This window comes from Methanobacterium sp. (assembly GCA_039666455.1).
Lineage (GTDB): Archaea > Methanobacteriota > Methanobacteria > Methanobacteriales > Methanobacteriaceae > Methanobacterium_D.
The window spans coordinates 60,617-86,794 of the sequence record JAVSLW010000010.1 but is presented as its reverse complement, the minus strand read 5'-3'; the positions used below and the strand labels follow the sequence as shown (position 1 = coordinate 86,794).

The following is a 26,178-nucleotide window of genomic DNA, read 5'->3' as shown; positions in this document are numbered from 1 at the left end:
AAGCGCTGTTGCAGCAGCTTTGTTATATATATAATTAGACAAACTGATATGATATCTAAGATAAAATTTATTTTGGATCATTACTGTATTTCATCAACTTCAGTTGATTGGAGGTAAAAAAAATGGTAAAAGTCAGATTAGGAGCAGTAGTGGCTGAGTTCAACTATGATATAACTCAAATGATGTTAGAATTAGCTAAAGAACATGCTAAATTCTTAGATTCTGAAATAACAAAAGTAATTACAGTACCTGGTGTATTTGATATGCCACTTGCAATTAAAAAACTTCTAAAGGAAGATGACATAGATGCGGTAATAACTCTTGGTGCTGTTATTGAAGGTGCAACATCCCATGATGAGATAGTCGTACAGCACGCTTCACGTAAAATAGCGGATTTAGCACTTGAATACGATAAACCAGTGGCTTTAGGAATATCTGGCCCTGGAATGACACGTTTAGAAGCACATCAACGTGTTGATTATGGTAAACGTGCTGTAGAGGCTGCTGTTAAAATGTGTGAACGTTTAAAATAATAATATTTTTTTTCTATTACTTTTCAATGGTTTCAAGTAGTTCAAAACTAAAAAGGTGAAAAATATGCACGAAAAGGAAATAGAAGCAAAAGTACGAAAACTTCCTGAAGATTTAAAAAAGAGGTTCTGGATTACATTGAGTTTTTGTTAAGTAAATACGAAAGCAAGAAAATCAAAAAGAGGAAGTTCAATTTTAACTGGGAAGGAGGATTATCAGAAATAAAAGACAAATTCACTTCTGTTGAGTTACAACACAAGGCTTTAGAGTGGAGATAATGTTTTTAGTGGATACGGATGTATTTTTGGAAATTCTTCTAATGCAGAATAAGAAAGGTGGAAATTTTTTGTTTCTATAGGGTGTCGCTTAACAAGTGTATAACTTCACCTGGACTTTTTGAGATATTTCCAAAACTCTAAGTTTAAAGACTTTTGATGTTTATAATTAATATAATTCATTTAAAGAGGATAATTATGGAAATATTAACACCTCGCGATCTTAAAGAGAAATTTAAAGATCCATGGATATCACCGTACAAAAAAGTCCTTACGATGGTTGATGGGGACCAAGTAGAGATAGTTGAATACCATCCCTGTATTGGAGGCTCTGAATGGGTTGTGTATCAATACAAAAGGTCAAGTGAACTGGTTGAAAAATCTAAAAGAGACGGGAACAAACATACATTCCTTGTAAAGGTAGGTAAATCTGATTTTAACCTTAAACCAAGTTTTTCTGCAGCGGGAATTGAAGAAGTCTCAATTGAAGGCGGTGAAGTTAAAGTGGTCCACGCAGGACTTGCAGGAGCAGGGGTAGGCGCAGCTATGTGTCGTGGGATGGCAGAAGGAGTAAAAAGAGTGGAAATTTATGATATAGGTGGGGGTTCAAAGGTTGGAAGGGCTGCAGTAATAACACCAAAGCTTGAAAAGGTTGTAATTGGAATTGATGATACAGATACAAAGGAAAAAGGAGCTACATGGACTCTTGCAAACAATGTAGGTATTGAACTTTCTAAAATGGGTTTTGAATACATAGATCACGTTATTGTGCAACTTTACCCCCATAATCCTAATAAAACACAAAATTGTGTGGCCATAGCGCTTGTTTTTGCAGTAAAGCCTGGTGAAAGAGACAAACTCATAGAAGAGGCATATAAATTATTTAAAAAGCATACACTGTCCCAAAAGACTTCCATGGCAGTTTTAGATGGACTTGAAATTCCAGAAGAGCTTAGAAAGTATGCACAATCAGCTAAAAAATCCATGATCACACTAAAAGAAGCTGAAAAAGTTGGAAAAGATATAGGAATCCAGTTTGTAGAAGTTACAGGCTCTCAAGGTAAAATAGGCGCTCTTGCAGCTTTAGGTCTCTATGATGATGTAAAAGAAGCGGTGAAGGTTTATTATTAAAATCTCTTTCTATCCCTTAACTCCTGCATTTTACCAGGATTCCAGCCGCCTGATGCAGATTTAGACCTTCCAACCTGCTGAACATAACCAGTTATCCGGTCATACCATTCAACTTCACTCTGTTCTCCACATGTTCCACACACATCATGTAACCCTTTCATTAAGGCCTTACATTTTATGCAGAAGCTCAAAGCTGAGCTATAGGCCCAAAATCCAATGTCTGACTTACGTGCAATTTTATCTGTGAGGCTCATAAGTGAATCCGGGTTTGAATAGGATTCTCCCATGAATGCATGGAATATATGACCTCCAAGAGTCCTGGAATGGAATTTTTCTTCAATTTTAATCTTTTCTGGGAGTAAAACATCCGCATTAACCGGTACATGTGATGAATTGGTGTAATAGGCAGTTCTTCCATCTCCCTGTGCAACGATTCTGTCCCTGTGTTTTTCCATATCCAGCATTGCAAACCTGTAAGCGGTTGATTCTGCTGGTGTTTGGAGAACAGACCATCTTAAACCAGTCTTATCCTTTAATTCATTTGCTCTATCATTTATATAATCTAAAACATTTAATCCAAACTTACAGGCATCTTTATCTTCTATTCCACTACCCATGTATGAATAAAGCATTTCATTAAGTCCCACAAAACCAAATGAAAGTGTAGAATTTTCTATCCTGTAATACAGTTCATTGTCATTGGCTCCACGAAATTGTTGTCTGAGAAATGGGAGTAAATTATAATTATTAAGACAATTCATGGCCTGCGTTCTTCTAAGCATTAAAACCTGTTCAGCGAGGGAGAGATAGGAATCAAGATATTCATATACGTCAGAATCATCCCTTGAGTTATAAGCAATTCTTGGAAGGTTTAATGTAACATAAGCAAGGTTTCCTGTACGTAAACAGTCTTTATCCCAGTCTCCAGTCCAGTTATCATTTAGGGATGTTCTGCATCCCATGTAATTGGCCATATTTCCTCTGTAGTCCGGAAGCATATTTACAAAGTAAGCTCCCCCAAATTTAGCTGAAAGCTCGTGAACAAGTCTTATATCTTCTTCAAACTCACTATTTAAAATGTTTTCTCTTAAAACATAGATCGTGTTTGGGAAAAGATGAGGTTTACCCTGTGAATCTCCTTCAAGGAGTGTTTCTGTGAATGCACGCTGTAATATTCTTGTTTCTTCTTCAAAATCCCCGTATGTCCCCACGATTTTTCCTTTTGGTCCATAAGCAGGTTCGTCGCATAAAAAGTCAGGGACAGTGAATTCAAGGTTAATACTTGTAAATGGAACCTGCGAACCTCTTGCAGCGTAAGCCATGTTCAGATTGTAGATAAACATCTGTACTGCCTGCTTTACCTTCATGTAAGGTAAACCTGCTGCAAATGGGGCTACAAATACATTCCATAAACTCATTGACTGCCCACCGCTCATGTTCTGCTGAGCTGCAAGCATTATTTCACCTGAATGGTTCATCAATGTTTCAATATGATTTGGAGGGCCTGCTACAGATGTATGATCTCCAGTACCGTCTACTTTAAGTCCATTTTTTATGAAAACCCTTAAATCGTGCTGCATACAGTTTAATGGTCTTCCTGCAAAGAATTCAAGGTCGTGGATATGTATGTCCCCACCCATGTGTGCATCTGCCAGATCATGAGGGAGGATGTGTAACAATGCGTACTGTTTGAGTGCTTCATCTGCAACGTACTTATGAACAGTTTCAGGATTATGAATCATATTTGCATTATCACGGGAGCCATTTTGAATGAGGCTTGCGATGTTATATACAGGGATACCAACCCTTGTATATTTACGCCTTAATGATTCAAAACCATGTTCAACAAGTTTGGTGTTTACAATTTCCCTGATCATTGGGGCTGTGAGGTATTCAACATCAAGTTTTTTAAGTTCTTTCCATGCATTATTAGCTATTTCTTTTGCAAGTTCAGGTGATGCATTTGTTTCTACAATAAGCGTGTTTTCGATTCTTTCCTTATTAAAAGGTTCTATTGTGTCCCTGGTTGTTCTAACTTTCAGTTGATTGGTTGCCAGATATTTGTCGGCCATTTTTGTATCAATTTTTTTTAAAGAATCATAAACCAGCATCTTAATTTCTGTAGTGGGAATTCCATCATAAGCAACACTTGCAACATAAGATGAGATTTTCTGTGCAGCTCCAAGAGGTGCACCTACCATGAGAAGGGACATTACTATCTTCTCCTGGCTGAATTTTTCATGGATCCCGTTGTTTTTTAAAACATGTGCTTTTGCACTTAGTGTAGCCATTACATGCGTATCTTTCAATTCATATCCCCCATTTCAATCATCTGTTTTTTTAATCCCTCAAAATCTATGATTTTGGGGCATCGAAAATCTATGATTTTCAAATGCTTAATAGTTTTGTTATGCAACATTCTTTCATCTGTATCTTTAGAGAAATGCATCCAGTGAACTCTGTCTGGATTTGTCGCTTTCAAACAGTGAATTTACGCTTGACTCAATAAGTTCAATTCTCTGGATAAGGTAGTTGTCTATAGGATATTTTCTTGCAAGTTCCTTTGAAATTTTGAGGTACTTGACCACCGAACCCTTGGAAATACTTAATATCAAATTCCCTCCGCATGTACATTCCCCACTTAAGGGAATTCTTCTATACTTTTTATTGCACCTGGTGCACCTTACTTTCTGCCTGGAAAATGCCCTTGAATTCCCTGCCATGTCAGGTAGGAAATGGGATTGTAGAACGCCTTCCACAACACCTTTCTGGTCAACAGCCCTTATTTTCCCGGCTAATTTGACCTGTTCTTCTACCTTTTCCTTCATTGTAGGGAGCATTTTATAAAGACACGATTTTGGCCCGGAATGAATACTTGAAGTATCATGAGAAAACATTAATCCCTGATACTGGTCTTCTGTGCCCAATCTTTTTTTTACATTGTCTATTAAGTCGATCACCTCAGAAGGCCTGGCAAATTCCAGAGTTCTCTCGTAAAACTCCAGTGGAAGAGTTGACAGGCAATCGATATTGTGGGATTCATCATCAATTTCTTCTGGATCTATCCTTGATGAGAGAACCAGTGGTGCATCCATTCTCCCTCCCCTGGAACTTGGAAGATATATCTTTGAAAAGTTAATTAAAGCGTCCAAAAGCAACATTACCGAATCTTCGTCACTGTCACAGTTTCTTCTTTTTGCAGAATGGAAGTATGGATGTGCGTAGCATGCGGATGCCTTTGTAAATCCAACAATTCTTCCCAAAACCCCCGCAGACGTGTGTGGAGCTAATCCCACCACCAAATGACCTACAAGGTCTTCTTTTTCTTTTATATTGTAAAATCTCTCCTCATGATAAAAATTTTCAAGGAGATCATCTATGAAGCTTGAAACCCGTATAAGATATTCTGCACAGTTTTGGGAGATTACTATGTCCTGGATTTTGATTTCAATTATCTGATCCTCATTTTCAATTTTCTCCCCATAAATATCATACTTATATCCCATTTCAACTAATTTATCTGGACTTACACCAATTTCACCAGGTATAAAATGGGTGAGAGGTAGATCAGTGGAATCATGTCGTATTGTGGCATCCTTAAAGGCAAAAACATCGTTTTTAGCTCTCAATATTCCTTTTTCTAAGGGTTCAGGGAATTTTTCCTCAGATATCATCCCGATTACTCCCTTTATTTCATCCAGCTTGCGGATGCCCACTTTTTCAAATGATTTTTTTAATAAACTGTCCAGATTGATTTTTTTCTTAGAAGCACCAGTTGGAAGAGCCTTTCCTCCACAAATCGGACATTTAGCCTGAAACGATGCTATTCCACATTCGCTGCATTTACACCTTGAAATTTCAACGTAAATATTTCCTTTTTTAGCAGCATCAACAATATTACGCCTGTTTCCACCACTGGTGCCTATTGGAAACAGTGCGTGAGGTGCAGGTTTCATTTTTCTTTCTTTTGTTTTTTCAGGTCTTCCAACTCTTGCACCAATATAAGTGGGGGCTTTAGCCATTATTTTCACAGGAGAAACTTCATTTAACGCTTCTAAAGTGTTAAAACCCTTAGAATCATCCAAAGGCCCGGTTAAAGTGTTAATTAATGCTGAAGCATGATCATTTTTTATTACAACTTTATCGTCCTCAACAATATGAGGAACTCCTAAAATTTCAAGAATCCGCTTTGAAGGACCTATATCCAATATTAAATCATTATCTGCATCTAAAGGGTTGTAATACTTATAAAGCCAATTTCTAAGCTGATTTAAATCTTCAATTGAAACATCGTGATAGAAATATGTGTAATTTGGATGTAAAGGTACATTATACTTTTTTGATATTTCAAAGGCTGTCGAAAAATCAGGGATTTTTAGACGGTTTAAATCATCCCCTTTTTTTATGTATTCTGCTGAGTTTTCTATTTTTTTCTCCCACCATTCTTCACACCAGGCAGATGGAAGTAAAAACTGGTTATTTCTCAAAAATTCACCGAATGCTACCAGTATATCTCCTAAAAACAGGATTTCAACCACGTCTTTTCTAATCTTTCTGGCCTGGTCTATTGATTCAACTTTAACCACATCACCGTTCCTTAACTTAACGATTGGGCCTTCAATACTGTCACATGGCACGACACACATTCCCTTACCCGGCCTTTCAATCTTCATCTGAGTACCTACAGCCAGAAATTCCACAATTTCCATGGTCAGAGGACTAATTCCCATTGCAGCAAGCCCTGAATTTCTTGATCTTCCATATCTAAGTCTGAATCCTCCTTTTGCCTGAGGATATGACAAAACAGGCCTTCCACCAATTATGTCCCTCATGTATTTATCATCTACTTTGACTTTATCTCTTTCATCATCGTCCAGGCTACTGCTATTCTTTGAATATTTTTCAAGCCATTTCCATCCATCTATTCCTAATTTAGCAGCGTATTTCATGACTTTTGGAGCTTTCTGTATAATTCCTTCAACCATAGCAAGAAGCGCTCCCCCTCTGATGTTATTGGTCTCAACACGCTCTAAATCGCGGTGTGAAACTTCTATTTTATCTGTAGGCTCTCCTGTAACCTCTACAGGAATGTTCCCTGCAGCAAGTCTCACCTCATCAGGGGATGGAGAATATTGAAGGTTGGTCACCTCAGATTCATAAAGCTCCACTTCTTCCACATATCTTTCAATTTCCCTTTCTGTGGGTTTATAAACGTTAAGGTCAATAGAAAGTCTTATATAATCTCCAATTAGAACTGCAAGAGCTGCTGCAGTACCTCCCGCACTTCTTATGGGACCTGCAAAGTAAATTGCAAGATACCAGCTTTTATCAAAGTTCTGCTTAATTTTAACCTTTGCAATTCCTTCAAGAGGCGCTGCTACAACCCCTTCTGTTAAAATAGCCAGCGCTGTCCTTAGGGCCTGGTCAGATTTAGCTTCTCTAACTTCAATGCTGTCTTCCTGGCCTTCTATGTCTGGAGTGGTTACAATTTCCCTTGCAATTTGAAATGCAACCTCTTCCCTTGAATATTTATTCTCAAGTTCCTTAATTCTCTTTGAAACACCATTAGGGCCAACTAATCCCTCTACCCTTTCTGCCAGGTCCTTTGCAAGAGGTATTTCCGGCTCTAACCCAATATCATACCCTTTAAGCCTTGCACATCTTGCCACAATGTATGCCTTTTCTGTTTCTTCTTCTAAAGCTTCAAAATACTCCATATTTATTCCCTTATCCTGCTAAAAATGTATTTTAGATAAAAATTATCCACAACGATTTGCCATAGTATTAAATGATCAGGATCAGGTTCATTAAATATTAAAAAACAAAAATCCGATCCCGATTTTTATATATGGGATTAGATGGGTAATAAACTTTACGATAAGGTACTATCTGTTCCTAAATTGTGTAAAAACTTTATATAAATAGAGATCATTATCCTAAAATAAAAGTATTATATTCTCTAAAATCATAGAATCCAAGAATGCAACATCTTAAATTATTATTGGAGATGTATTTATCATTTAAATGGATTTAAATCCCTGATCAGTATTAAACAAACAAGCTGTAACGAGGATCAGCCTCAAAAAATCGAAGATTTTTTGGGGTATCAAAAACCTTTGGTTTTGAACGTAGAACAGATAAACTTATTAGTAATAAATATGCATTAATATAATACAGATTCGTTGAATCTGCTTAAAAAATCAGGTGGCGGTACTATAGCAGAACCTAAATATAAACTATCCAGGTTAAGCACCACTAAAAAAGCCATTTTGGTACTTTTAACGGCTTTTGTGCTTATAGTATGTGTAATGCCTGCAAGTGCTGAAAATAATACCACAAACAATACTACAAATTCAACTCCTTACACTATCTCCACTTTTGACGGCGCTGTTGGTGCAGACGTGACTCAAAATGCAGAAATAAACAAGCACATTAACAGAACACCTCTATCCAATGAAATACTGGACAAACAAAAACAGGGATCAACAATAATTCAATTTGGAAATGGAAGCAGTAGCGGTAACAAACTCCTGATCTGGTCAGGAATTCATGGAAATGAAGTAGAAGCGAATATAGCAACCATGAACTACCTGGAATATCTGAAAGAGTTTTCAAAAAGTAATGTTCTTGATGGAACTTTGTATGTAATCCCATTTGCCATTCCAAAAAGTACTGCGGTGAATTCAAGAAATTACGGACCAATACCTTACACATATACAGAGATGGTCCCTTACAAAAAAGGATGGTACAGACAAGCTGTTACAAGATGGGTAAGGAAAGTCCAGCGAGCAAAACAAGTGATTCGTGGTCGAGCCCGATGGGTGAGGCAAGTCCAATGGGTGAAGCGAGTGACCCATAGACGGGTATACGGCTGGCTTTACAGACCAGTGACAAAAACAGGATATAAATACGAAGACCCGAACAGAATAGCCAATGTACCAGGAACTCCCGGATGGAATGCTGTTGAATTTGCAAAAAACAACGGAATCAGCCATATTCTCGACGTGCACTCTGGAGGGGGCTTAGAGGGTTACCCTAATGGTATGATATTTGCAACTCCAAACAGGAGTGGTGAAAGCAACTGGGCCGACTACATAAGCAACCAAACTAAATGTGCAGTGGACTACGGTGATGGTAAACCAGGAATGGTCAGAATACATGGACATAACTACGGAATAAACACCATAACACTGGAAGTAGAAAGAGATAATGGATGTTCAGCCCAATGGGCTGGTAAAACATACAAGATGATAGAAGCAGCATGTAAATACCTGTTTTCTGCATTAAGATGAATCTACAAAACTTTTCTTTTTTTCTTTTTTTTGAAATCTGGTTGCAGTTTAAAAATAAAATTTTAGATATAACTTTAAATTAAACTTAAAATAAATATATTAATTCAGTGAAACTAAAATCAATTTTATATGATTAATTTGTAAACGGTGATTTTATGGCAAAGAAAGATAAGAAAGTGCTTCCACCAAGCGGGGCAGGTCTTGTAAGATACTTTGAAGAAGAAACAAAGGGGCCTAAATTAACACCTGAACAGGTAGTAATAATGACCATAATTCTTGCAGCAGTCTGTATAGCATTGAGATTCACGCAACCTGTATGATGCCTGAATTTTAAATATTTTCGCTAATTACTGGTAGTTTGAAAAATTACTTTTTAAAGGGAGATTAAAATGGCAATTCACCCAATTGAATTCAGGTACGGCACAGAAGAGATGCGAAACGTGTGGGATTTAGAAAACAAGCTTCAAAAGATGCTTGAAGTAGAAGCAGCTCTTGCAAAAGCAGAATCAGAACTTAATATAATTCCAAAAGAAGCTGCAGAAGAAATAAATAGCAAAGCAAGCACAAAATATGTTACAGTCCAGAGAGTGGCTGAAATTGAAAGACAAACCAATCACGACATTGCTTCAATTGTAAAAGCCCTTGCAGAAGTTTGTGAAGGAGAAGCTGGTGAATACGTTCATTTTGGAGCTACTTCCAATGATATTATTGATACATCCCAATCACTGCTTTTTAAAGACTCCATTGGTATTTTAAGGGGAAGGCTTTCAGAACTTACAAAAACACTTTTAAAACTTGCAGAAGAGCATATAAACACTGTTTGTATTGGTAGAACTCATGGACAGCATGCACTTCCAACCACTTATGGAATGAAATTTGCTTTATGGGCTGATGAGGTTTACAGGCAAATTGAAAGGCTTAACCAGTGTGAAGAAAGGTTATGTGTGGGAATGATTACCGGTGCTGTTGGGACCATTGCAGCTCTTGGAGAAGAGGGATTAGAAGTTCATAGAAGGGTTTCTGAAATTTTAGGCCTTAAACCTGTATTAATATCTAATCAAATTCTGCAAAGAGACAGCCATGCAGAGTTCATAATGGATCTTGCAAACACTGCAAGCACACTCGATAAAATTGCAGTTGAAATCAGAAACCTTCAGCGAACTGAGATTAAAGAAATTGGTGAAAGTTTCGATGCTAAAAAGCAGGTTGGAAGCAGTACAATGCCTCATAAAATGAATCCTATTACTGCTGAAAGAATTAGCGGTATTTCCAGGGTCATACGTGCTTATGTTGTTCCGGCGCTTGAAAATAACCCTCTCTGGCATGAAAGAGATCTTACTAATTCCTCATGTGAGCGGATTATTCTCCCTGAAGCATGTATTTTAACCGATTATATCATAGTTCTTACCTTAAAAGTGCTAAATAATCTGGTGTTTTATCCAGAAAACATTGAAAAAGATTTAAACACTACAAATGGACTTATAATGGCAGAAAGATTAATGGCAGAACTTACATATAAAGGAATGGGAAGGCAAACAGCCTATGCACTTGTTAGAGAGTGTTCAATTGAGGCTAACCAGAAAAATACTGGCCTTTTGGATGTTGTTTTAAGAAATAACGAAATTAGAAAGTATCTATCTGAAGATGAAATTCAAGATATTATGAACCCCCATACTTACATCGGGTCTTCAGCTGAAATTGTAAATGATGTTCTTCAAGCGTCTAAAGGGTGGTTTTAAGTTAGAACCTGGATAAATTATCTATTTCAGTTTTCACCAAAAAGGAAAAAAATTATATACCTTAAAATACAATATAAAATGGGTTATTCAATTAAAGGAGGTGAAAAGAATGGGGGATATCAAAGAAATAAAATCAATTCCAGTTGTACCATTTGCACTGATGATAGCAGCGATTGCAGCAGTTATAACATTTATTGTAGGTATATTAGCCACTCTTTTCATAGTGCCATTTTTAGCCATGTTACCACCAGAAGCAGCTGGGGCGGCAGGTTTAGGTGGAGCAATGACAGCAGTAATGTTCATCATAGTCTGGCCAATACTGGCATTTATAGCTGGATTCATAACATATGCCATTATAGCACTCGTTTACAACGTATTAGCACCAAAAATCGGCGGGATCAAGCTGGAACTTGAATAAATTTTTATTTTTTCTTTTAATCTAAACAAGTGATTTCATGAAAACTATAAAATGCAGGAAAATCTCCAAAGGGCATGCAAAAGGTGAAGTATTGATTACAAAAGATCCGTTAAGCTTTCTTGGGGGAGTAGATCCTCATACTGGTGTTGTAATTGAAAAGGGGCATGAACTGTATGGAGAAAAGATAAGTGATAAAATTCTGGTGATTCCATCTGGGAAAGGGTCCACAGTTGGATCTTACGTCATATTTCAGATGGAGAGAAGTAAAACTGCCCCCCAAGCAATAATATCAATTAAAGCAGAACCAATTATTGCTACCGGCGCTATTATGGCTGGTATCCCCATGGTCCATCAACCAGAAATCAATGTCTTAAATATTTTAAAAAATGGAGATATTGTTGAAGTTAATGCAGATGAAGAAATAATTAAACTGTTTTGATAAAATAATGAAAACTTAAATTAGTTTTCAGTAATCTTCGTACTGTCCTTTACCTGCAGATTGTATGTATTCTCCTATAGCTCCACCAATAGCTGAAAGAACTCCACATACAAGCATTGTAAGAACCGTAAAGAATATCACAAATATGGCGCCAATAGCACCCAGTGCAACCCCTAATTCTGCAAGCAAGAGACTAACCAGGGCTGCTACAATTCCAACTCCAAACAGGGACAGAATTCCAATAATAAGGCCACCCAAAATCCCGGCTAAACCTCCATGTATTATGCCGCTTTCGCTTTCAAATTCATCCCGTATTAAGTATACAGTTACAAAACCACCTATTATCGGCCCTAAAAAGAACAAAGGGAAGAAAATAAGTGCCAGAACAATGGTCAAAGCTGCATTTATAACTGCACCAATTCCAATGGATATCCAGTCTGTCATCTTTTTTTCACCTCAATCTTGAGTCAATATAATTATGTTTTTGACCCCTAAAATACTTTTTCAGAAAAAGCACAGGTAAACTTTCTAAAAAAAATTTGAATGACTTGAGAATTTCTGATTTTGATTTATTTTTCCAACGCAATAATAGTTCCTACAGCCCCTCCGACAGCCCCTAAAACTATGTCGACCCCTGTCTTAACTAATAAACCAGATATTTCTACTTTTACTATAAAAAACCCGCCTACAAGAATTAGAATAATAATTGCCACAATTCCTCCAGTAATACCTATTAAAGCCCCATGAATTGCCCCATTTACTGTATTTTGCTTAACACGATATCCTACAACCATGCCTGCAATTATAATACCTGCATATGAACCAAATTCACCTATAAATGGGTTTAAAATCAGTACAATTATTATGATTATGATTAATCCTGTGAGCACTGCTTTCCAGTTAATCATGATATCCCTCTCTTTTTTCAAGCACTACTCCATGAAAAATGAAAAATTAAAATATAACTTTAAATTCTGCCCCGTTTGTTCTATTTAACTCTATACTTCCATTAAGTTGATTTACAAGTTTATTTACAAGTCTAAATCCTGATGTATTAGCATTTTTAATTTCTACGTTTTCTGGAATACCTTTTCCATCATCTGCAACAGTTAATATTGTATTTTTATTGCTGGAACGCAGTTTGATATATATTTTGCCGCTTTTTTCCTCAAATGCATGTTTGATAGAATTTGTCACAAGTTCATTAACAATTAAACCACATGGAATTGCTAAATCAATGTCAAGAGGAATTCCTTCAATATCCATTTCTAATTTCATTAAAAGAGGATTAACATCATAAAAATCATAAAGGTAACTGGTCAAATTACGTATATAGCATGCAAAATCAATCATTGCAAAGTCTTCTGATTGATCAAGCATCTCATTAATGAGTTCAACTGCTTTCACCCGATTTTGAATCTCCTGATTGAAATCATCGAGATTTTTACATTTATTTTGAAAATATTCCCCATCAATAATCCTTATAATTATCTGCAAACTGTTTTGAATTCTCTCCTGTATTTCATCAAGCAGTATTTTTTTCTCCTCAAAAGATGCCCTAATCTCTTCTTCAGCTCTTTTACGCTCGTTAATTTCTCTTAAAAGTTGTATATTTGCTTTTTTTAATCCGAGGGTTCTTTTTTCAACCAGTTCTTCCAGGTGATCCCTGTGTTTTTTCAGTTCCTCTTCTGTCTGTTTACGTTCAATTGCATAAAATATGGAACGTGCCAGTAATTTACCCTCAACTTCCCCTTTCATAAGGTAATCCTGGGCACCTTCATGAACAGCATCTATTGCAACCTTCTCATCAGCCGCCCCGCTAAATATTACAATAGGTAAATTTGGAGCATGGTTTTTTGCTTTAAAGAAAGTATCGATTCCATAGCTGTCAGGTAAATTAAGATCAAGCAGTAAAACATCAAACACATCATTTTTAAGGTATTTCAATCCATTTTCTAAGCTTTCACCATGTTTAAAGCTAAATTTAAAGCCTTTGACATCTCTAAGCATTTCCTGCATGATCCTGACGTCTGCATGATTATCCTCTATCATTAAAATCCGGGTTATCTTGCTCATCACATTATGCTCCAGTAATTTAAGTCTTTAAAGTGGATGATTATAGTTTTACCTTTTTTGATTGCTTTAAATAATAGCCAAACAGCCTTTTTCCCCATTCAATAGCTTCTTCGTCTTTACCTATTAGATACTTGTGAAGATCGTAAATCCCATCTGTTGAAAACAATCCAAGTGCAATGAAAGTGTCTGACACTGTAAATGACATCTTAGCCCCACTCTTTATTTTCCATAACTTAAAATCTTTTTCTAAAAGTGCGTTTTTCAAATTTTCCCGCCCTTTTATTTCAATCCATTTATCAAGTATTTCAGATGTTAAAATAAGTTGAAGGGAACCTTTTTCCAGTGTTTTCTCAAATGATTCTATTTTTTGAGGAAGCAGAACTGAAGAAATATATCTAACGTCCCTTGAATTTTGAATAAGCTCTGCATGAACTGTATGCGGCTTCATAACATCTGTAGGTGTGGATTCCACTACAACCGAGCTTTTTAAGCTTCCTATACTTTCAAGCAGGTATTCTGGTATGGGAGATATCTCATGCTTTAAAAATATCTTTCCTATTTCCTCAAGAGACGTGGATACTTTTATAAGATTTATAATGTTCAGTGCAACTATTTTACCGGTTTGAGAAAGGGAATAACCTCCAGATTGTTTAAAGACCAATTTTTTTTCTTCAAGCTGGTTCATTCCATGTAAAATAGTGGATGAATTAAGATTTGTTTCTTCTTTAAGGTCGTTTAAATTTTTTAATCCATCATTCAAAACTATAACAATTTTTGTCCTTACATCTGAAGCTGTAAGAAACTTTAAGTCATCTCTTACTTTTTCATAAAGTTTTAAAATTTCATTTGACATGCTATTATCCCTTAAACTTAAATAAAAGCTATTATAATGTCATTTTTAAAGATCAAATTGTTCAACGTACATTAAATAAAATTGATTTCAACTGAATTTGAATGTGATTACTAAATGGCTTATCTTTTTTTAACTGGAATAACTGAATTACACTAATACATAGTAGGTTTTGTTAGTTTTACCTATTTATTATTTATGATTTTATTTTTTATAATTCAATCCTTTTTAAGATGTTTAAATTAAGTTCATATGACTGCAAAAATTATTCAACATTTTTTAACGGTTTGAAACTATTAAATTTATAAACATATTTCTAAGCTAATGAAAACAAAAATACTTTAAAGACCTCACATAATAGTAACTTTATCTGACTAATCAATAATAAAAACTGTTTCCAAAGGACTTTGAAAAAATGAAATACACTCTTATACATAACGGAACCCTTATTGATGGTAACGGCAGGGAATCCCTCCCAAATGCTGCTATTTTAATTAAAAATAACCAGATTATTGAAGTTGGAAGTGAAAATTCCATTCCAATACCAGATGTGGAAATAATGAAAATCGACGCCCATGGAATGTTTATTCTGCCGGGTTTTATTGACACCCACGTCCATATGATGGCAAATGGATTTAAAATGGAAGATGCCATGTACAATCCACTCTCATTTTATTTTTACAGAGGAGTGGATAATTTAAGACAGACAATTAATGCAGGAGTAACAACAGTTCGGGACGCTGGCCTTGCAGATGCAGGTGTTAAAAGAGCGGTTGATGAAGGTTTGATTGATGGACCAAGACTGCTTATCAGCATTATGCCCCTTTCAATAAGCGGCGGTCATTTTGATTTCTGGCTAAATTCTGGATTTGATATGAAGATTTCCTATCCCGGACTTCCTGAAAGCATATGTGATGGTGAAAATGAAGTTAGGAAAAGGGTAAGGGAAATACTTCGTGCAGGAGCTGATTTTATCAAAGTAATGGCTACTGGAGGTGTTATGAGCACCAACGACCACCCAGAATATACTCAGTTTACAGTTAAAGAACTGAAGATCATGGTTCAGGAAGGAAAATATCACAACGATGTAAAGGTAATGGCCCATGGACACGGTACAGAAGGAATTAAAAACGCATTGAAAGCAGGTGTTCATTCTATAGAGCATGGAACTTATCTTGACGATACGGCAATCCAGATGATGGTGGATCAGGGAACCTATCTGGTTCCTACATGCGTGGTTATAAAGCACAACAGAAAATTGGCTGAATCTGGAGATCTGCCAGAATACAGTAGAGATCAGGCCATATCACTGGTAGATGCACATGATAAAAGCATCAGAAAAGCTTATGAAGCTGGAGTTAAAATTGTAATGGGTACTGACTGCGGTGTTGTCCCCCACGGACTTAATTTAGAAGAATTAGGATATTTATGCGATATAGGGATGAGCCCTATTGAAGCCATTATGGCTGGAACTAAAAATGCCGCAGAATGCCTTGGAATTGATGATAAACTCGGTACAATTGAACCAGGAAAGATTGCAGATATTATAATCAGTAAAAAAGATCCACTTGTCAATATAAAGTCTCTTGGAAACCCTGATAATGTAATGCTTGTAATGAAAGAAGGGAAAGTTGTAAAAGACTTAAGAAATTGATTTATTATATTTCTATCCTTTAATTTGAGGTAGAAAATGAAAATTGCCATAATCACAATAACTGAAGATGCCCAAAAACTTGCGATCAGCGTTGCTCACGACTTAAAACAGGATCCAATAGTAATTTCTGTTAAAATATTTAATAAAGGCGTTAAAAAAGCTTTAAAAAATGCTTTTAGTGAATATGACTGTATACTGGGGATTATGGCAACAGGAATAATGGTCAGGAACATATGTCCTTTAATTAAAAATAAGATGGAGGATCCAGCAGTTCTGGTTATGGATGATAAGGGTAAACACGTCATCAGTTTGCTTTCAGGGCATTTTGGAGGGGCTAATGATATTGCATTAAAAATAGCAGAAATTTCAGGTGCTGAACCTGTAATAACAACAGCTACTGATGTTCATGGTAAAATAGGAATAGATTCGCTTGCCAGAAAGTATTATTTTGATATTGAGGATGTTTCAAAAATAAAAACAATTAATTCGGCCTTAATTGATGATAAAGAAGTTAATTTATATGTGCCTGAAAAATATGAATTTGTTTTTAAAGATCCACTGGTTGAAAAATCTTATAATCCGTGTAAATCATTTAATAATGAGTTGAAAGCTATTTATGAAGAAAATTCTGTTATTTTAAAGCCTAAAAAGCTTGTTTTTGGAATTGGGGCACGTAAAAATGTATCCAAAAGTAAAGTACAGAGAGCTGTCTTTGAAGCAGTTAAATTACTTAATTTATTCCCTGAAAGAATTGATTCATTTGCAACTGCAGAAATAAAGAAAGAAGAATTAGGGATAGTTAAAACTGCACTGAATTTAGGAGTACCTCTTGAAATAGTTACGATTAACCAGATTAAATCACTGAAACATCCTGATTGCTCACATTCGAAACTGGTAAAAGAGAAATTTGGTATTGGTGGAGTTTGTGAACCAGCAGCTTTAATTGCAGCCGGGAAAAATTCGAGGCTTGTATTTAAAAAAACATCTTATGATGGAGTTACAGTTGCAGTTGCTGTTTCTTTATACAGATGATTTATCTAATTTCTGAAAGAATACTATGACTTCTTTTAAGTCATTAGATGAATTTTCAGACTAATACTTAAATCAAAGGGTTAAACAATACGAAAATATATAGAAATGCAACAAAAACGATGAAAACCATAACTAAATCCTACAAATATAGAATATATCCAAATAAAGAGCAACAGGATATATTAGAATTTAACATGGGCAGCGCACGCTTTGTATTCAACCATATCAAAGTCATGTATGAACTATACAGAAAACAGACAGTGGAATACGGTTTAAAACCAGTATATGCAAACAGAAAACTGTTCAATAACATATTAAATGATTTAAAGAAACACCATCCATTTTTAAAAGAAGCTAACAGCACAGCCCTTCAAAAAGCATATGATAACCTCATAAATGCCTATAAAATGATGGGTAAATCTAATCATGGAGGGGTGAAATTCAAATCCCGTAAAAATCCCGTACAATCATTCAGAACCTTAAACGCTAAAATAGTGGAGGGAAACTAAAATTACCCAAAATTAAGAGCCTAATATCTATGAAATATAGTAGAAAAGTTCGTGGAGACATATTAACTGCAACTATCAGCAGGAACAACTCTAACCAATATTTTGTAAGTTTCAATGTTAAAAACAGCCCTGTTAAACAGTAAAAAAAAACTAATCAAGTAGTGGGTATTGATCTTGGATTAAAAAATCTGGCAACATTTAGTAACGGTTTCAAAACAGGTAAAATCCATTTAAAAGAGGTTGACAACAAAATAAGGAGATATAATCAAATCATAAGTAAAAAAGTTAAAAATGGGTGTAATTGGTTAAAAGCGAAAACCAAGCTTAACCAATTATACCAGAAGAAAAAAAATATAATAAACGATTTTCTACATAAAACAACAACACAAATAGTACAAGAATTTGATAAAATCTATATTGGAAATGTAAATAACCAATTAGGACTGAAAAATAAGTATTTAGCAAGAACTACAGCAGATCAGCATTGGTTTGAGTTCAAGCGACAACTACAATATAAGTCTGATTGGTATAATAAACATTTTAGAGTTGTTGATGAAAAATACACATCTAAAACTTGCAGTAACTGTGGATATGTTACAGAAAGTTTAAAATTGAATATTCGCAGATGGATATGCCCTGATTGTGGTCGTGACCATGATAGAGATGTTAATGCTGCACGCAATATGAAAACCTTGAATGACAAACAACGTCATTCAAGGTTTTTTCTAACCGTAGGAACTACGGGGATTGCCTTTGGTAAAACCAGTAAAATAACTGGTGGATTAGGAATCCATTGACCTCTCAGGTCATGGTAGTTCAATATACTACACTGTTACCTGTTTTAATTTAGATATTAAATTAATTAAGTTTGTTTATATACCAAAAGGTTTTTAGTTTATTAAATATAAAGATGAATAATTAGACTATTTTACATGACTGGTTTGATTATTACCAAAAAAAGATAAGCCACGAAATCCCTTTATAGAGGATTTTACATGATATATGGTTTGATTATTAACGGAGGTTTTATTATGAACGAAGAAGCATTTAATAGGGTTACTGAGATATTACAGCACATTATGGAAGATACAAGCGTGCCACGGAATATTAGAAGGGCTGCTGAAGAATCCAGGGATATTTTAGCTAAAGGGGATGAAGAACCAACAATTCGTGCAAGTACGGTGGTTTCAATCCTTGATGAAATTAGTAACGATCCTAACATTCCTATACATGCAAGAACTCTTATCTGGAATGTTTTAAGTGAGTTAGAGTCTATTCGAGACTAAGTACTGATTTTAAATTACTGTCGGCTAAATGCTGACATTTTTGTATTCTATTACCTGGATTTTAAACCCAAAACATGGGATATAAACTGAATTCTGGCAATATGTTCAATATATTCTGCAAGAAGAATAGCTTCATCCAGATTTGGCCCTGCAGCGACAACACCATGGTTTTTTAAAATTACGGCGTCTTCATATTTCATTATTTTTGCTGTATCTCCTGCAAGCTTCATACTTCCAGGCTTTGAATACTTTACCCATGGAATGTGGGAGTTTTCAATGGATTCAAAACCTTCCAGCCTTTTTAATTCCTTTTTTGACATTGAAAAGCCTACTGCATGAGGGGAATGAGTGTGCACCACTGCATTTATATCTTCTCTTTCACTGTAAATTCCAAGGTGCAGAAAAGTCTCAGAAGAGGGTTTACCCTGTCCTTCAAGGATATTCCCATCCATATCAATTATTATAATATCACTAATCCCCATATTTCCTTTAGAAATACCGCTTTTAGTAATTGCAACCTTTGAAATTCCATTTTCATAAAATCTACAGCTTATATTCCCAGATTTCCATGGAGTAAGGCCTTTACTGTTAACAGAATGTGAAGCATCAACTAGATCCTTTAATATTTTATTTATATCCATTTATGTTCTCCTTCAAGAATTTACAGTTCAGGTAAATTTAAGCAGTTTGAAAGAACCATTATGGAGTACAGGCACTTCTGCGCATGTGGGCATGATGTTGTAGATCTTCTGGAACTCTGTTTGAGACTGGAATGTCCCTGAATTTATCATGTGAACGCCTTTATACTTCTTATAAGCGTTAATATGTACGTGTCCTGTATGAAAAATGTCTGGAATTTCTTCTATTACCATATGGTCTTCATATTCAGGTGCAAGAGGAGTTCTTTCACCATATATCGGGGTCAAATGCCGTTTTTCAAGCAGATCTCTCATTATTAAGTCTGACTGCTGGTGAGAAAATCCTTTAATAGACATGGCCATATCATCAAAACTTCTTCCATGATAAATAAGGGTGTTAATTCCATCTAAACTTACTATTCCGGGATTGCTTACAAATTCAGCATTTTTAAGTTCGTATAGAGATTCTGCATATGATCTGGAAATTGAAGGTTGTGGTTCAGCTAATCTGACCGCATCGTGATTTCCAGGAGCAATTACAATTTTAATATCAGTCCTGATTTCACCTAAAAGCCTGGCAGCTTCATCGTACTGCTTGTAAATGTCTTTGATGGTAAGTTCCCTCTCCTGGTGAGGATAAATACCAATTCCATCTACCAGATCTCCTGCAATAAGAAGATATTTAACATTACTGGCAATTTCCTGTTGATTGTCATCTCCAAAATCCCCGTTAATCCATTTTATGAATTTATTAAATGCATCATCAAGAAATGTAGAGCTTCCAATGTGTACATCTGAAATAAAAACCGTAGAAAAGTCCATTGTCTTTTCTTCAATCCTTGGAACACCCGGATGAACCAGATCAGATGCTATTACAAATGATCCCTTTTTACTACCTACAATTCCAATGATTTCATCCTTAACTATTTTTTCTGCTCTTTCAAAGAGCTGATGATTTTCATTATGTATTAAACAGGAGATACTTCCGGTTTCATCCTCTAATTCAATAATCTTATGGTTATTTTTGGTGTTGTTGACATCATTCACCATTCCAATTATTTTTATGACATCTTCACTCTTTCTTATTTTGTTTATAGGACGATTGTCCTTTAAATTCTCCCGTTTATCCAGCATATCCTTTAGCTTGTGATACCTGCTTTTAAAATAGGCTGTAAAATCTTTAATTTCCCCACTGGTATACGATTTTTTGCTGGTATCCTGAATTATATGAAAATCAAAGGGCCTTCCAGTTTGAAATTTACTTTGGGATGGTTTAAGAATGGCTTTCGGGGTTTCTGATTTTGACTGCCCATATATTTCGTGTTCAATGACATCATCAGTTTGTACACATTCATTATCCTCATTAATAAAAAATGAATCATTATTTTTAAAATATTTATCAATAAATTCTTCAGTTATAATGAATATGTCTTCTTCAAAGCTGGTTAACTCATCAATAAGTGAATCAACAAGTTCAAGAGAGTTTTCATGTTTTTTAATGCGCTCATATGCTTTATCGTTTACAAGAATGCTGGCATTGGTGAATTTTAAAATGATATCATCGTTCATGACTACCTCCATGCAAAGCCCTCAAACACATAGTGTTTGAAAGCCGTCGAAAATTCGTAGAATTTTCGGGCTTCAAAAGCGAAGCTTTTGAAAGCCGTCAAACACGAAGTGTTTGGGCCAACAAATCTTCGATTTGTGGCCGAGGAAATACATTTCCCCCGGCAGTCAAAATCGGAGATTTTGACAGTGTTCGGGCAATCAAACCAAAATTTTGACTGCTTTTTTAATGTTTAGATCATGCAAATTTCCTTTGAAGTTTTAGGATCACTGCACTTACTGGTGGCATTTCTTTATATATTTATACATCATATTAAATTAATTAAACTATTTCATGCAAAATATAGTAACTGATCAAACTTATAAATAATTCAATTAAAATTCATATTTAGAAGGGTGATAATATTGCTTAGAATCATTAAATTTATACTTTTCCTATTACTATTTGGGATTGTTTTTGAATTAGGGCTTTTGAGCTCTTACACCATTGTAACATCACAACCCCCAGACGTTGAAGAGCTTATGAACATGCAGATAGATAAATTAACTGCTATATGGGACAGTATAACTGCTGGTTCTGATGAAGGTCCGGCAACAAAGACTGTTAATGTCACCAACGTAGATGTGGTTGCAAATGCTTTGAAGGCCAGAACACAGCTAAGTGGAATTAACGTTGACACGCTTGGTGCACAACTTCCTGAAGGCACAGCAAGTGATAATATAACTGTTACCTTAACTGCAACTGGATATAAGGAAAATCAAACTGGAGGAGCAGCGCCAAATGCAACTGGTTCTTCAAGTGGGCAGATAATAATAAAACAAAGCGAAATATATTCTATTACTGCAACAGCAATCGCTAAGAAGAAATCTAAAGGAGTAGAAGTTGATGCTAACACCATCCAGGTAACAGCACTTAAGAAATTATATAGTCAATAGGACTTTATTTCAGTGAAAGGCTTAAATAAAGCCTTTAATAACTTTTCTATTATATCGTGGTGATCAAATGATCAGTGTTATAGGTATAGGGCCTTCTCGTGAAGATATGACCATCAGAGCTTTAAATGCGATCAAAAATGCTGATGTGATTATCGGCTACAAAGCATACATAAAGCAGATAGAAGACCTGATTGAAGAGAAAGAAATCTTTAAAAAGGGAATGGGTGATGAAATTGAACGTGCTGAAATTGCAGTACAAAAATCAAGGGAAGGGAAAAATGTTGCTGTAATAAGTTCTGGAGATCCTGGCGTTTTTGGAATGGCCAACGTTTTTTTCCAGTTGATTGGTAAATACAGTGATATTGAAGTGGAGGTTATTCCGGGAGTAACAGCAGCAGTCTTTACAGCATCGAAGCTTGGTGCACCTCTCCATGATTTTGCAGTTATCAGTTTAAGTAATATTTTAACTCCTCTATCTGAAATAAAGCGTAAAGTGGAGTTTGCAGCAAAAGGAGATTTTGTTATTGTTATATACAACCCTTTAAGCAGGACAAGAAAGATACCTTTTGAAGAAGCATACAAAATCCTTCTTAAAATCAGGAAAGATTCGACTCCTGTAGGTATTGTAAGAAGTGAGGATGAAAAAGTTCAGGTTACAGTTACAACACTTAAAGAATTGAAAGATCATGAGATTAACATGTCCACAACGCTTATTATTGGAAATTCAATGACTTACATCCAGGAAGGTTATTTAGTAACCCCCAGAGGCTATGTTGTTAGATCAAAGATACATCCACTTTCAAGGGAATTTTATGAACGCTTTTTAGAAGAGGGGACAATTAAGGGCCCTAATTTTGAATGTGATTATTATCCCTGTCATGAAGGAAGGGTTAACTGTACTTTCTGTTACTGTCCATTTTATCCCTGTGGAGATAGCTCTACTGGAGGTAAATGGATAAAGGAAAAGAATGTTTGGAGCTGTGAAGCCTGTACATGGATACATGAAGATAAAGTGGTGGACTGTATTTTAAAAAAATTCCCTGAAATTGTTAGGGAAGTTGATGACCTTAAAAAAAGAAGAAAAGAACTTTTAAAACTTAGAAGGGAATGCATTCAAATGACAGCATAATCTTTTTTTATTGTTTTATCCCCAAAAATTGGGAAATACAACAGCACCCTCACTGAAAGTTCCCTTAAAAAGGTGTTTTTTAATACTATTATCTAATTATTTTTATATCAGGAAATTCATAATATAATCCTATATTGTATTTACAATAGTAATTTGAGGACTATTGTAAGTTAAAAAGAGTAATTATACATTCAAATATCATTTTAAGCTATTTAGGAGGATTATAATGAAAAAGGAAGTCATGACATATGAAAAATTCCATGATGCCCTTAGATGTAAGGTATGTGAGAGAAAGTGTGTTATAGCAGAGGGAGATGCAGGATTTTGTAGCATGAGGGCAAATATAGATGGTAAGCTCTGTGCCCTTAATTATGGTGCAGCATCATCTGTAGCAGTTGATCCAATAGAAAAAAAGCCTCTTTTCCATTTTTATCCAGGTACAACTGTTTTTTCACTTGGAAGTATTGGATGTAATTTCAGATGTAAACACTGCCAGAACTGGAATATATCTCAGGTGGGTTTAGGTGAAATTCCAACACAGGAAATACTTCCAAAAGAAGCTATAAGGCTTACAAAGCAGTACGGATGCAAATCTATTGCCTGGACCTACAACGAACCCACCATGTGGTTTGAATATACCTATGACTCAGCTAAACTTGCAAAAAAAGAAGATATAAAAACAGTTTATGTTACAAATGGATATATGAGCGAAGAATCCTTTGAACTAATCAGACCCTATCTTGATGCAGCTAACATTGATTTAAAGGGCATGTCCGATAAATTCTATAGAGAACTGTGTCAGGCAAGGCTTCAGCCAGTTTTAGACAATATAAAACGTTTCTATGAAAGTGATATCCACATAGAAATCACTAATCTAATAATTCCAGGATACAATGACTCTGAAGAGGATATTAGGGCTCTAATAAACTTTATGGTGGATGAAACTGGTTTAGAAGTTCCCCTGCATTTTACAAGATTTTTTCCATACTATGAATTAGGCCAGCTCCCTCCCACACCTGTAGAATCTCTAAGAAGAGCTTATAATATGGCTAAAGATGCTGGAATGAAATATGTATACATTGGAAATGTTTCCACAGGTGGAGAAGAGAGTACTTTCTGTCCGGAATGTGGTGAAGTTCTTATAGAACGTGATGGCTTTGAAATTGTAAGTGATGAACTTAAAAAGACAAGGAAATGTCCAACATGTAAAGCTCCCATAAATATTATTAGTTAACAATTTTTTAAACTTTTTAACGCTTTGCAGAGTCCATGAATGAAAAATAAGATGAACTGATCATTCACTAAAACTAACCCTTTCAAACTTCTCTTTTTTATCCAATGGCTTAGTTGCATCAACTCCGACCTTAGTAGTTGTACCATCAGGCGTTGCACACGGATCAAGCGAAGAACCTCTCGCTCCAGGCACAATCATAATATCTTCATCGCCTTTAACCCTTGTTGCTATTGCATATTCAATATCTTCCAGATTAAAGATATCAATATCTTCATCAACTACAATTGCATGTTTTAGTGAAGGATGTGCTGCAAGAGCAGCCATTAAAACGTTTTTTCCATCACCCTGAGTTTGTTTCTTTACAGAAATTGCTGCATGAAGCCAGCAGCAGCCCCCTTCAGTTAAAACCACGTTTTGGACTGTTGGAACAGTGTTTAAAACTGCATTATAGATTCTTGGCTCCTGTGGAAGTCCCTGGAGAAGTCTGTGTTCAAATCCAGCAGGCATTATGGCATGATAGTACGGATTTTCTTTGCAATGAATTTTATCGAGCTCTATGACTGGTTCGTTTCGTATAACATCATAAGTATCTGTTAAATCTACAAATGGCCCTTCAGGTTCTCTTACATGAGGCAAAATTTTACCTTCCATTATTATTTCAGCTTCAGGCACCTCCAGATCAACACTTTCACATTTCATAAGCTTCATGTTTCCATTATGAAAATTATTGGCAACTTCAAGCTCGTCAATTGTTATTGGAACTGATGTAGTTGTTGCAAGAAGCGTTGCAGGATGCATTCCTATTGCAATTGCCACTTCAAGTGGTTTATCCATTTCTTCTGCTTTTTTGTAGTAAGTGTAAAGATTTCGCGGAACAATACGTACTCCTAATCTGCTTTTACCTGAAACAAGCATTCTATGAATTGATGCATTCCTTATTCCTGTTTCAGGGTCTTTTGCAATTATAACTCCTGCTGTGATATAAGCTCCGCCGTCTTTTTTGTAGTAAGTTGGTACGGGGATTTCACTTAAGTCTGGCTCTTTTTGAGTTATATAGTTCTTTTTAACACTTTCAATGTTTTTAATCCTGATTGGATTGAGGGTAGCTTCCATTATCTTTTTTGTAATTTCAGGTACAGTAACTCCTATTCCTCTGGCTATTTTATCCCGGGTGTTGCAGATACCGGAAACAATTTCCATATCGCTTCCTTTAACATTCTTAAAGATTAAAATATCTTTTGGATACTCTCTTAAGACCTTTGCGACTTCATATTTTGTGGATATCTCTTCTTCAACAGTTATAACATTGAATTTTTTTTTCAAAGCACTTAAAAATTCTCTCATTCCATCACCGATTTTGATTGCCAGAATTTTTATTTTCTTTTTTCATTTGGCTGCTTCTAATTAAATGCATTAATTTATTATATAGAAAGTAAATATTAC

General features: G+C 35.4%; 23 protein-coding genes and 1 pseudogene. 15 read left to right on the top strand and 9 right to left on the bottom strand.

The annotated features are described in order from the left end of the window. Positions 1 to 122 precede the first annotated feature (122 nt). Both ribH and PQ963_03115 read left to right on the top strand, forming a co-directional pair. On the top strand, positions 123 to 533 hold the full coding sequence (gene ribH, locus PQ963_03120) for a 6,7-dimethyl-8-ribityllumazine synthase (GenBank protein MEN4028659.1): 411 nt from the start codon (positions 123 to 125) through the stop codon (positions 531 to 533). A gap of 471 nt (positions 534 to 1,004) precedes the next feature. Continuing rightward, positions 1,005 to 1,937, top strand: a complete 933-nt coding sequence (locus tag PQ963_03115; GenBank protein MEN4028658.1) for a DUF1743 domain-containing protein — start codon at positions 1,005 to 1,007, stop codon at positions 1,935 to 1,937. Here PQ963_03115 and nrdD read toward each other — a convergent pair. Together nrdD and polC are read right to left on the bottom strand one after the other, a co-directional pair. Continuing rightward, positions 1,934 to 4,228 (bottom strand): anaerobic ribonucleoside-triphosphate reductase, encoded by a 2,295-nt coding sequence (gene nrdD / locus PQ963_03110; GenBank protein ID MEN4028657.1) that lies wholly within the window; start codon positions 4,226 to 4,228, stop codon positions 1,934 to 1,936. The genes PQ963_03115 and nrdD overlap by 4 nt on opposite strands. A gap of 144 nt (positions 4,229 to 4,372) precedes the next feature. Then, complete coding sequence (polC, locus tag PQ963_03105) at positions 4,373 to 7,654, bottom strand: DNA polymerase II large subunit (protein MEN4028656.1); 3,282 nt, start codon at positions 7,652 to 7,654, stop codon at positions 4,373 to 4,375. Between the two features lie 465 nt (positions 7,655 to 8,119). On the opposite strand from polC, the gene PQ963_03100 reads away from it, so the two are divergent. The 5 genes from PQ963_03100 (at position 8,120) to PQ963_03080 (ending at position 11,825) form a co-directional block, all read left to right on the top strand. Beyond that, the gene (locus PQ963_03100; protein MEN4028655.1) at positions 8,120 to 9,229 is read left to right on the top strand and encodes a hypothetical protein; all 1,110 of its coding nucleotides are present in this window, start codon (positions 8,120 to 8,122) and stop codon (positions 9,227 to 9,229) included. Positions 9,230 to 9,384: 155 nt separating this feature from the next. Further along, the gene (locus PQ963_03095; GenBank protein MEN4028654.1) at positions 9,385 to 9,549 is read left to right on the top strand and encodes a preprotein translocase subunit Sec61beta; all 165 of its coding nucleotides are present in this window, start codon (positions 9,385 to 9,387) and stop codon (positions 9,547 to 9,549) included. Between the two features lie 69 nt (positions 9,550 to 9,618). Then, positions 9,619 to 10,968, top strand: coding sequence for an adenylosuccinate lyase (gene purB / locus PQ963_03090; protein MEN4028653.1), 1,350 nt, complete (start codon positions 9,619 to 9,621; stop codon positions 10,966 to 10,968). A gap of 109 nt (positions 10,969 to 11,077) precedes the next feature. Beyond that, positions 11,078 to 11,386: a hypothetical protein gene (locus tag PQ963_03085; GenBank protein ID MEN4028652.1), complete on the top strand. Its 309-nt coding sequence runs from the start codon at positions 11,078 to 11,080 to the stop codon at positions 11,384 to 11,386. A gap of 37 nt (positions 11,387 to 11,423) precedes the next feature. Then, entirely contained in the window at positions 11,424 to 11,825 is a 402-nt protein-coding gene (locus PQ963_03080) for a DUF126 domain-containing protein (protein MEN4028651.1), read from the top strand. Between the two features lie 27 nt (positions 11,826 to 11,852). Here the strand turns inward: PQ963_03080 and PQ963_03075 are convergent, their stop codons facing one another. The 4 genes from PQ963_03075 to PQ963_03060 all read right to left on the bottom strand — a co-directional run bounded on the left by PQ963_03075 (position 11,853) and on the right by PQ963_03060 (position 14,754). Further along, positions 11,853 to 12,269 (bottom strand): DUF5518 domain-containing protein, encoded by a 417-nt coding sequence (locus PQ963_03075; GenBank protein MEN4028650.1) that lies wholly within the window; start codon positions 12,267 to 12,269, stop codon positions 11,853 to 11,855. A gap of 125 nt (positions 12,270 to 12,394) precedes the next feature. Next, positions 12,395 to 12,754, bottom strand: a complete 360-nt coding sequence (locus PQ963_03070; GenBank protein ID MEN4028649.1) for a DUF5518 domain-containing protein — start codon at positions 12,752 to 12,754, stop codon at positions 12,395 to 12,397. Between the two features lie 25 nt (positions 12,755 to 12,779). Beyond that, a complete protein-coding gene (locus PQ963_03065) occupies positions 12,780 to 13,901 on the bottom strand; it encodes a response regulator (GenBank protein MEN4028648.1) in 1,122 nt (373 codons plus the stop codon). 40 nt (positions 13,902 to 13,941) lie between these two features. Beyond that, entirely contained in the window at positions 13,942 to 14,754 is an 813-nt protein-coding gene (locus PQ963_03060; GenBank protein MEN4028647.1) for a DUF1724 domain-containing protein, read from the bottom strand. A gap of 412 nt (positions 14,755 to 15,166) precedes the next feature. On the opposite strand from PQ963_03060, the gene PQ963_03055 reads away from it, so the two are divergent. From PQ963_03055 to PQ963_03035, 5 genes and pseudogenes are all read left to right on the top strand, one after another. Continuing rightward, positions 15,167 to 16,405, top strand: coding sequence for an amidohydrolase family protein (locus PQ963_03055; GenBank protein MEN4028646.1), 1,239 nt, complete (start codon positions 15,167 to 15,169; stop codon positions 16,403 to 16,405). A 36-nt stretch (positions 16,406 to 16,441) separates the two neighbouring features. After that, positions 16,442 to 17,437, top strand: a complete 996-nt coding sequence (locus PQ963_03050) for a cobalt-precorrin 5A hydrolase (protein MEN4028645.1) — start codon at positions 16,442 to 16,444, stop codon at positions 17,435 to 17,437. Positions 17,438 to 17,556: 119 nt separating this feature from the next. Beyond that, positions 17,557 to 17,946, top strand: coding sequence for a helix-turn-helix domain-containing protein (locus PQ963_03045; GenBank protein ID MEN4028644.1), 390 nt, complete (start codon positions 17,557 to 17,559; stop codon positions 17,944 to 17,946). Positions 17,947 to 18,104: 158 nt separating this feature from the next. After that, a pseudogene (locus PQ963_03040) lies at positions 18,105 to 18,743 on the top strand (RNA-guided endonuclease TnpB family protein). A 234-nt stretch (positions 18,744 to 18,977) separates the two neighbouring features. Beyond that, complete coding sequence (locus PQ963_03035; protein MEN4028643.1) at positions 18,978 to 19,232, top strand: UPF0147 family protein; 255 nt, start codon at positions 18,978 to 18,980, stop codon at positions 19,230 to 19,232. 50 nt (positions 19,233 to 19,282) lie between these two features. Here PQ963_03035 and PQ963_03030 read toward each other — a convergent pair whose 3' ends face one another. After that, positions 19,283 to 19,873 carry a class II aldolase/adducin family protein gene (locus PQ963_03030; protein MEN4028642.1) on the bottom strand — a complete coding sequence of 197 codons (591 nt, stop codon included), beginning with the start codon at positions 19,871 to 19,873 and terminating at the stop codon, positions 19,283 to 19,285. A 27-nt stretch (positions 19,874 to 19,900) separates the two neighbouring features. Continuing rightward, complete coding sequence (locus tag PQ963_03025) at positions 19,901 to 21,439, bottom strand: DNA-directed DNA polymerase II small subunit (protein ID MEN4028641.1); 1,539 nt, start codon at positions 21,437 to 21,439, stop codon at positions 19,901 to 19,903. A gap of 402 nt (positions 21,440 to 21,841) precedes the next feature. Here PQ963_03025 and PQ963_03020 point away from each other — a divergent pair, with 402 nt between their 5' ends. The 3 genes from PQ963_03020 to amrS all read left to right on the top strand — a co-directional run bounded on the left by PQ963_03020 (position 21,842) and on the right by amrS (position 24,735). Beyond that, positions 21,842 to 22,372 (top strand): hypothetical protein, encoded by a 531-nt coding sequence (locus PQ963_03020; GenBank protein MEN4028640.1) that lies wholly within the window; start codon positions 21,842 to 21,844, stop codon positions 22,370 to 22,372. Positions 22,373 to 22,439: 67 nt separating this feature from the next. Then, positions 22,440 to 23,501 (top strand): precorrin-3B C(17)-methyltransferase, encoded by a 1,062-nt coding sequence (cobJ, locus tag PQ963_03015; protein ID MEN4028639.1) that lies wholly within the window; start codon positions 22,440 to 22,442, stop codon positions 23,499 to 23,501. A 226-nt stretch (positions 23,502 to 23,727) separates the two neighbouring features. Further along, on the top strand, positions 23,728 to 24,735 hold the full coding sequence (gene amrS, locus PQ963_03010; GenBank protein MEN4028638.1) for an AmmeMemoRadiSam system radical SAM enzyme: 1,008 nt from the start codon (positions 23,728 to 23,730) through the stop codon (positions 24,733 to 24,735). Positions 24,736 to 24,795: 60 nt separating this feature from the next. Here amrS and PQ963_03005 read toward each other — a convergent pair whose 3' ends face one another. Next, the gene (locus PQ963_03005; protein ID MEN4028637.1) at positions 24,796 to 26,079 is read right to left on the bottom strand and encodes a UbiD family decarboxylase; all 1,284 of its coding nucleotides are present in this window, start codon (positions 26,077 to 26,079) and stop codon (positions 24,796 to 24,798) included. Between the last annotated feature and the right edge of the window lie 99 nt (positions 26,080 to 26,178).

Bases quoted from the DNA above. Each gene is read 5' to 3' on its own strand.
- cobJ (MEN4028639.1), top strand. From the start codon at position 22,440: ATGATCAGTGTTATAGGTATAGGGCCTTCTCGTGAAGATATGACCATC.
- PQ963_03055 (MEN4028646.1), top strand. From the start codon at position 15,167: ATGAAATACACTCTTATACATAACGGAACCCTTATTGATGGTAACGGC.
- PQ963_03030 (MEN4028642.1), bottom strand. From the start codon at position 19,873: ATGGATATAAATAAAATATTAAAGGATCTAGTTGATGCTTCACATTCT.
- PQ963_03005 (MEN4028637.1), bottom strand. From the start codon at position 26,079: ATGAGAGAATTTTTAAGTGCTTTGAAAAAAAAATTCAATGTTATAACT.
- PQ963_03060 (MEN4028647.1), bottom strand. From the start codon at position 14,754: ATGTCAAATGAAATTTTAAAACTTTATGAAAAAGTAAGAGATGACTTA.
- PQ963_03050 (MEN4028645.1), top strand. From the start codon at position 16,442: ATGAAAATTGCCATAATCACAATAACTGAAGATGCCCAAAAACTTGCG.
- PQ963_03065 (MEN4028648.1), bottom strand. From the start codon at position 13,901: ATGAGCAAGATAACCCGGATTTTAATGATAGAGGATAATCATGCAGAC.
- PQ963_03045 (MEN4028644.1), top strand. From the start codon at position 17,557: ATGAAAACCATAACTAAATCCTACAAATATAGAATATATCCAAATAAA.
- nrdD (MEN4028657.1), bottom strand. From the start codon at position 4,228: ATGGCTACACTAAGTGCAAAAGCACATGTTTTAAAAAACAACGGGATC.
- PQ963_03095 (MEN4028654.1), top strand. From the start codon at position 9,385: ATGGCAAAGAAAGATAAGAAAGTGCTTCCACCAAGCGGGGCAGGTCTT.
- PQ963_03115 (MEN4028658.1), top strand. From the start codon at position 1,005: ATGGAAATATTAACACCTCGCGATCTTAAAGAGAAATTTAAAGATCCA.
- PQ963_03035 (MEN4028643.1), top strand. From the start codon at position 18,978: ATGAACGAAGAAGCATTTAATAGGGTTACTGAGATATTACAGCACATT.
- purB (MEN4028653.1), top strand. From the start codon at position 9,619: ATGGCAATTCACCCAATTGAATTCAGGTACGGCACAGAAGAGATGCGA.
- ribH (MEN4028659.1), top strand. From the start codon at position 123: ATGGTAAAAGTCAGATTAGGAGCAGTAGTGGCTGAGTTCAACTATGAT.
- PQ963_03080 (MEN4028651.1), top strand. From the start codon at position 11,424: ATGAAAACTATAAAATGCAGGAAAATCTCCAAAGGGCATGCAAAAGGT.
- PQ963_03025 (MEN4028641.1), bottom strand. From the start codon at position 21,439: ATGAACGATGATATCATTTTAAAATTCACCAATGCCAGCATTCTTGTA.
- PQ963_03085 (MEN4028652.1), top strand. From the start codon at position 11,078: ATGGGGGATATCAAAGAAATAAAATCAATTCCAGTTGTACCATTTGCA.
- amrS (MEN4028638.1), top strand. From the start codon at position 23,728: ATGAAAAAGGAAGTCATGACATATGAAAAATTCCATGATGCCCTTAGA.
- polC (MEN4028656.1), bottom strand. From the start codon at position 7,654: ATGGAGTATTTTGAAGCTTTAGAAGAAGAAACAGAAAAGGCATACATT.
- PQ963_03075 (MEN4028650.1), bottom strand. From the start codon at position 12,269: ATGACAGACTGGATATCCATTGGAATTGGTGCAGTTATAAATGCAGCT.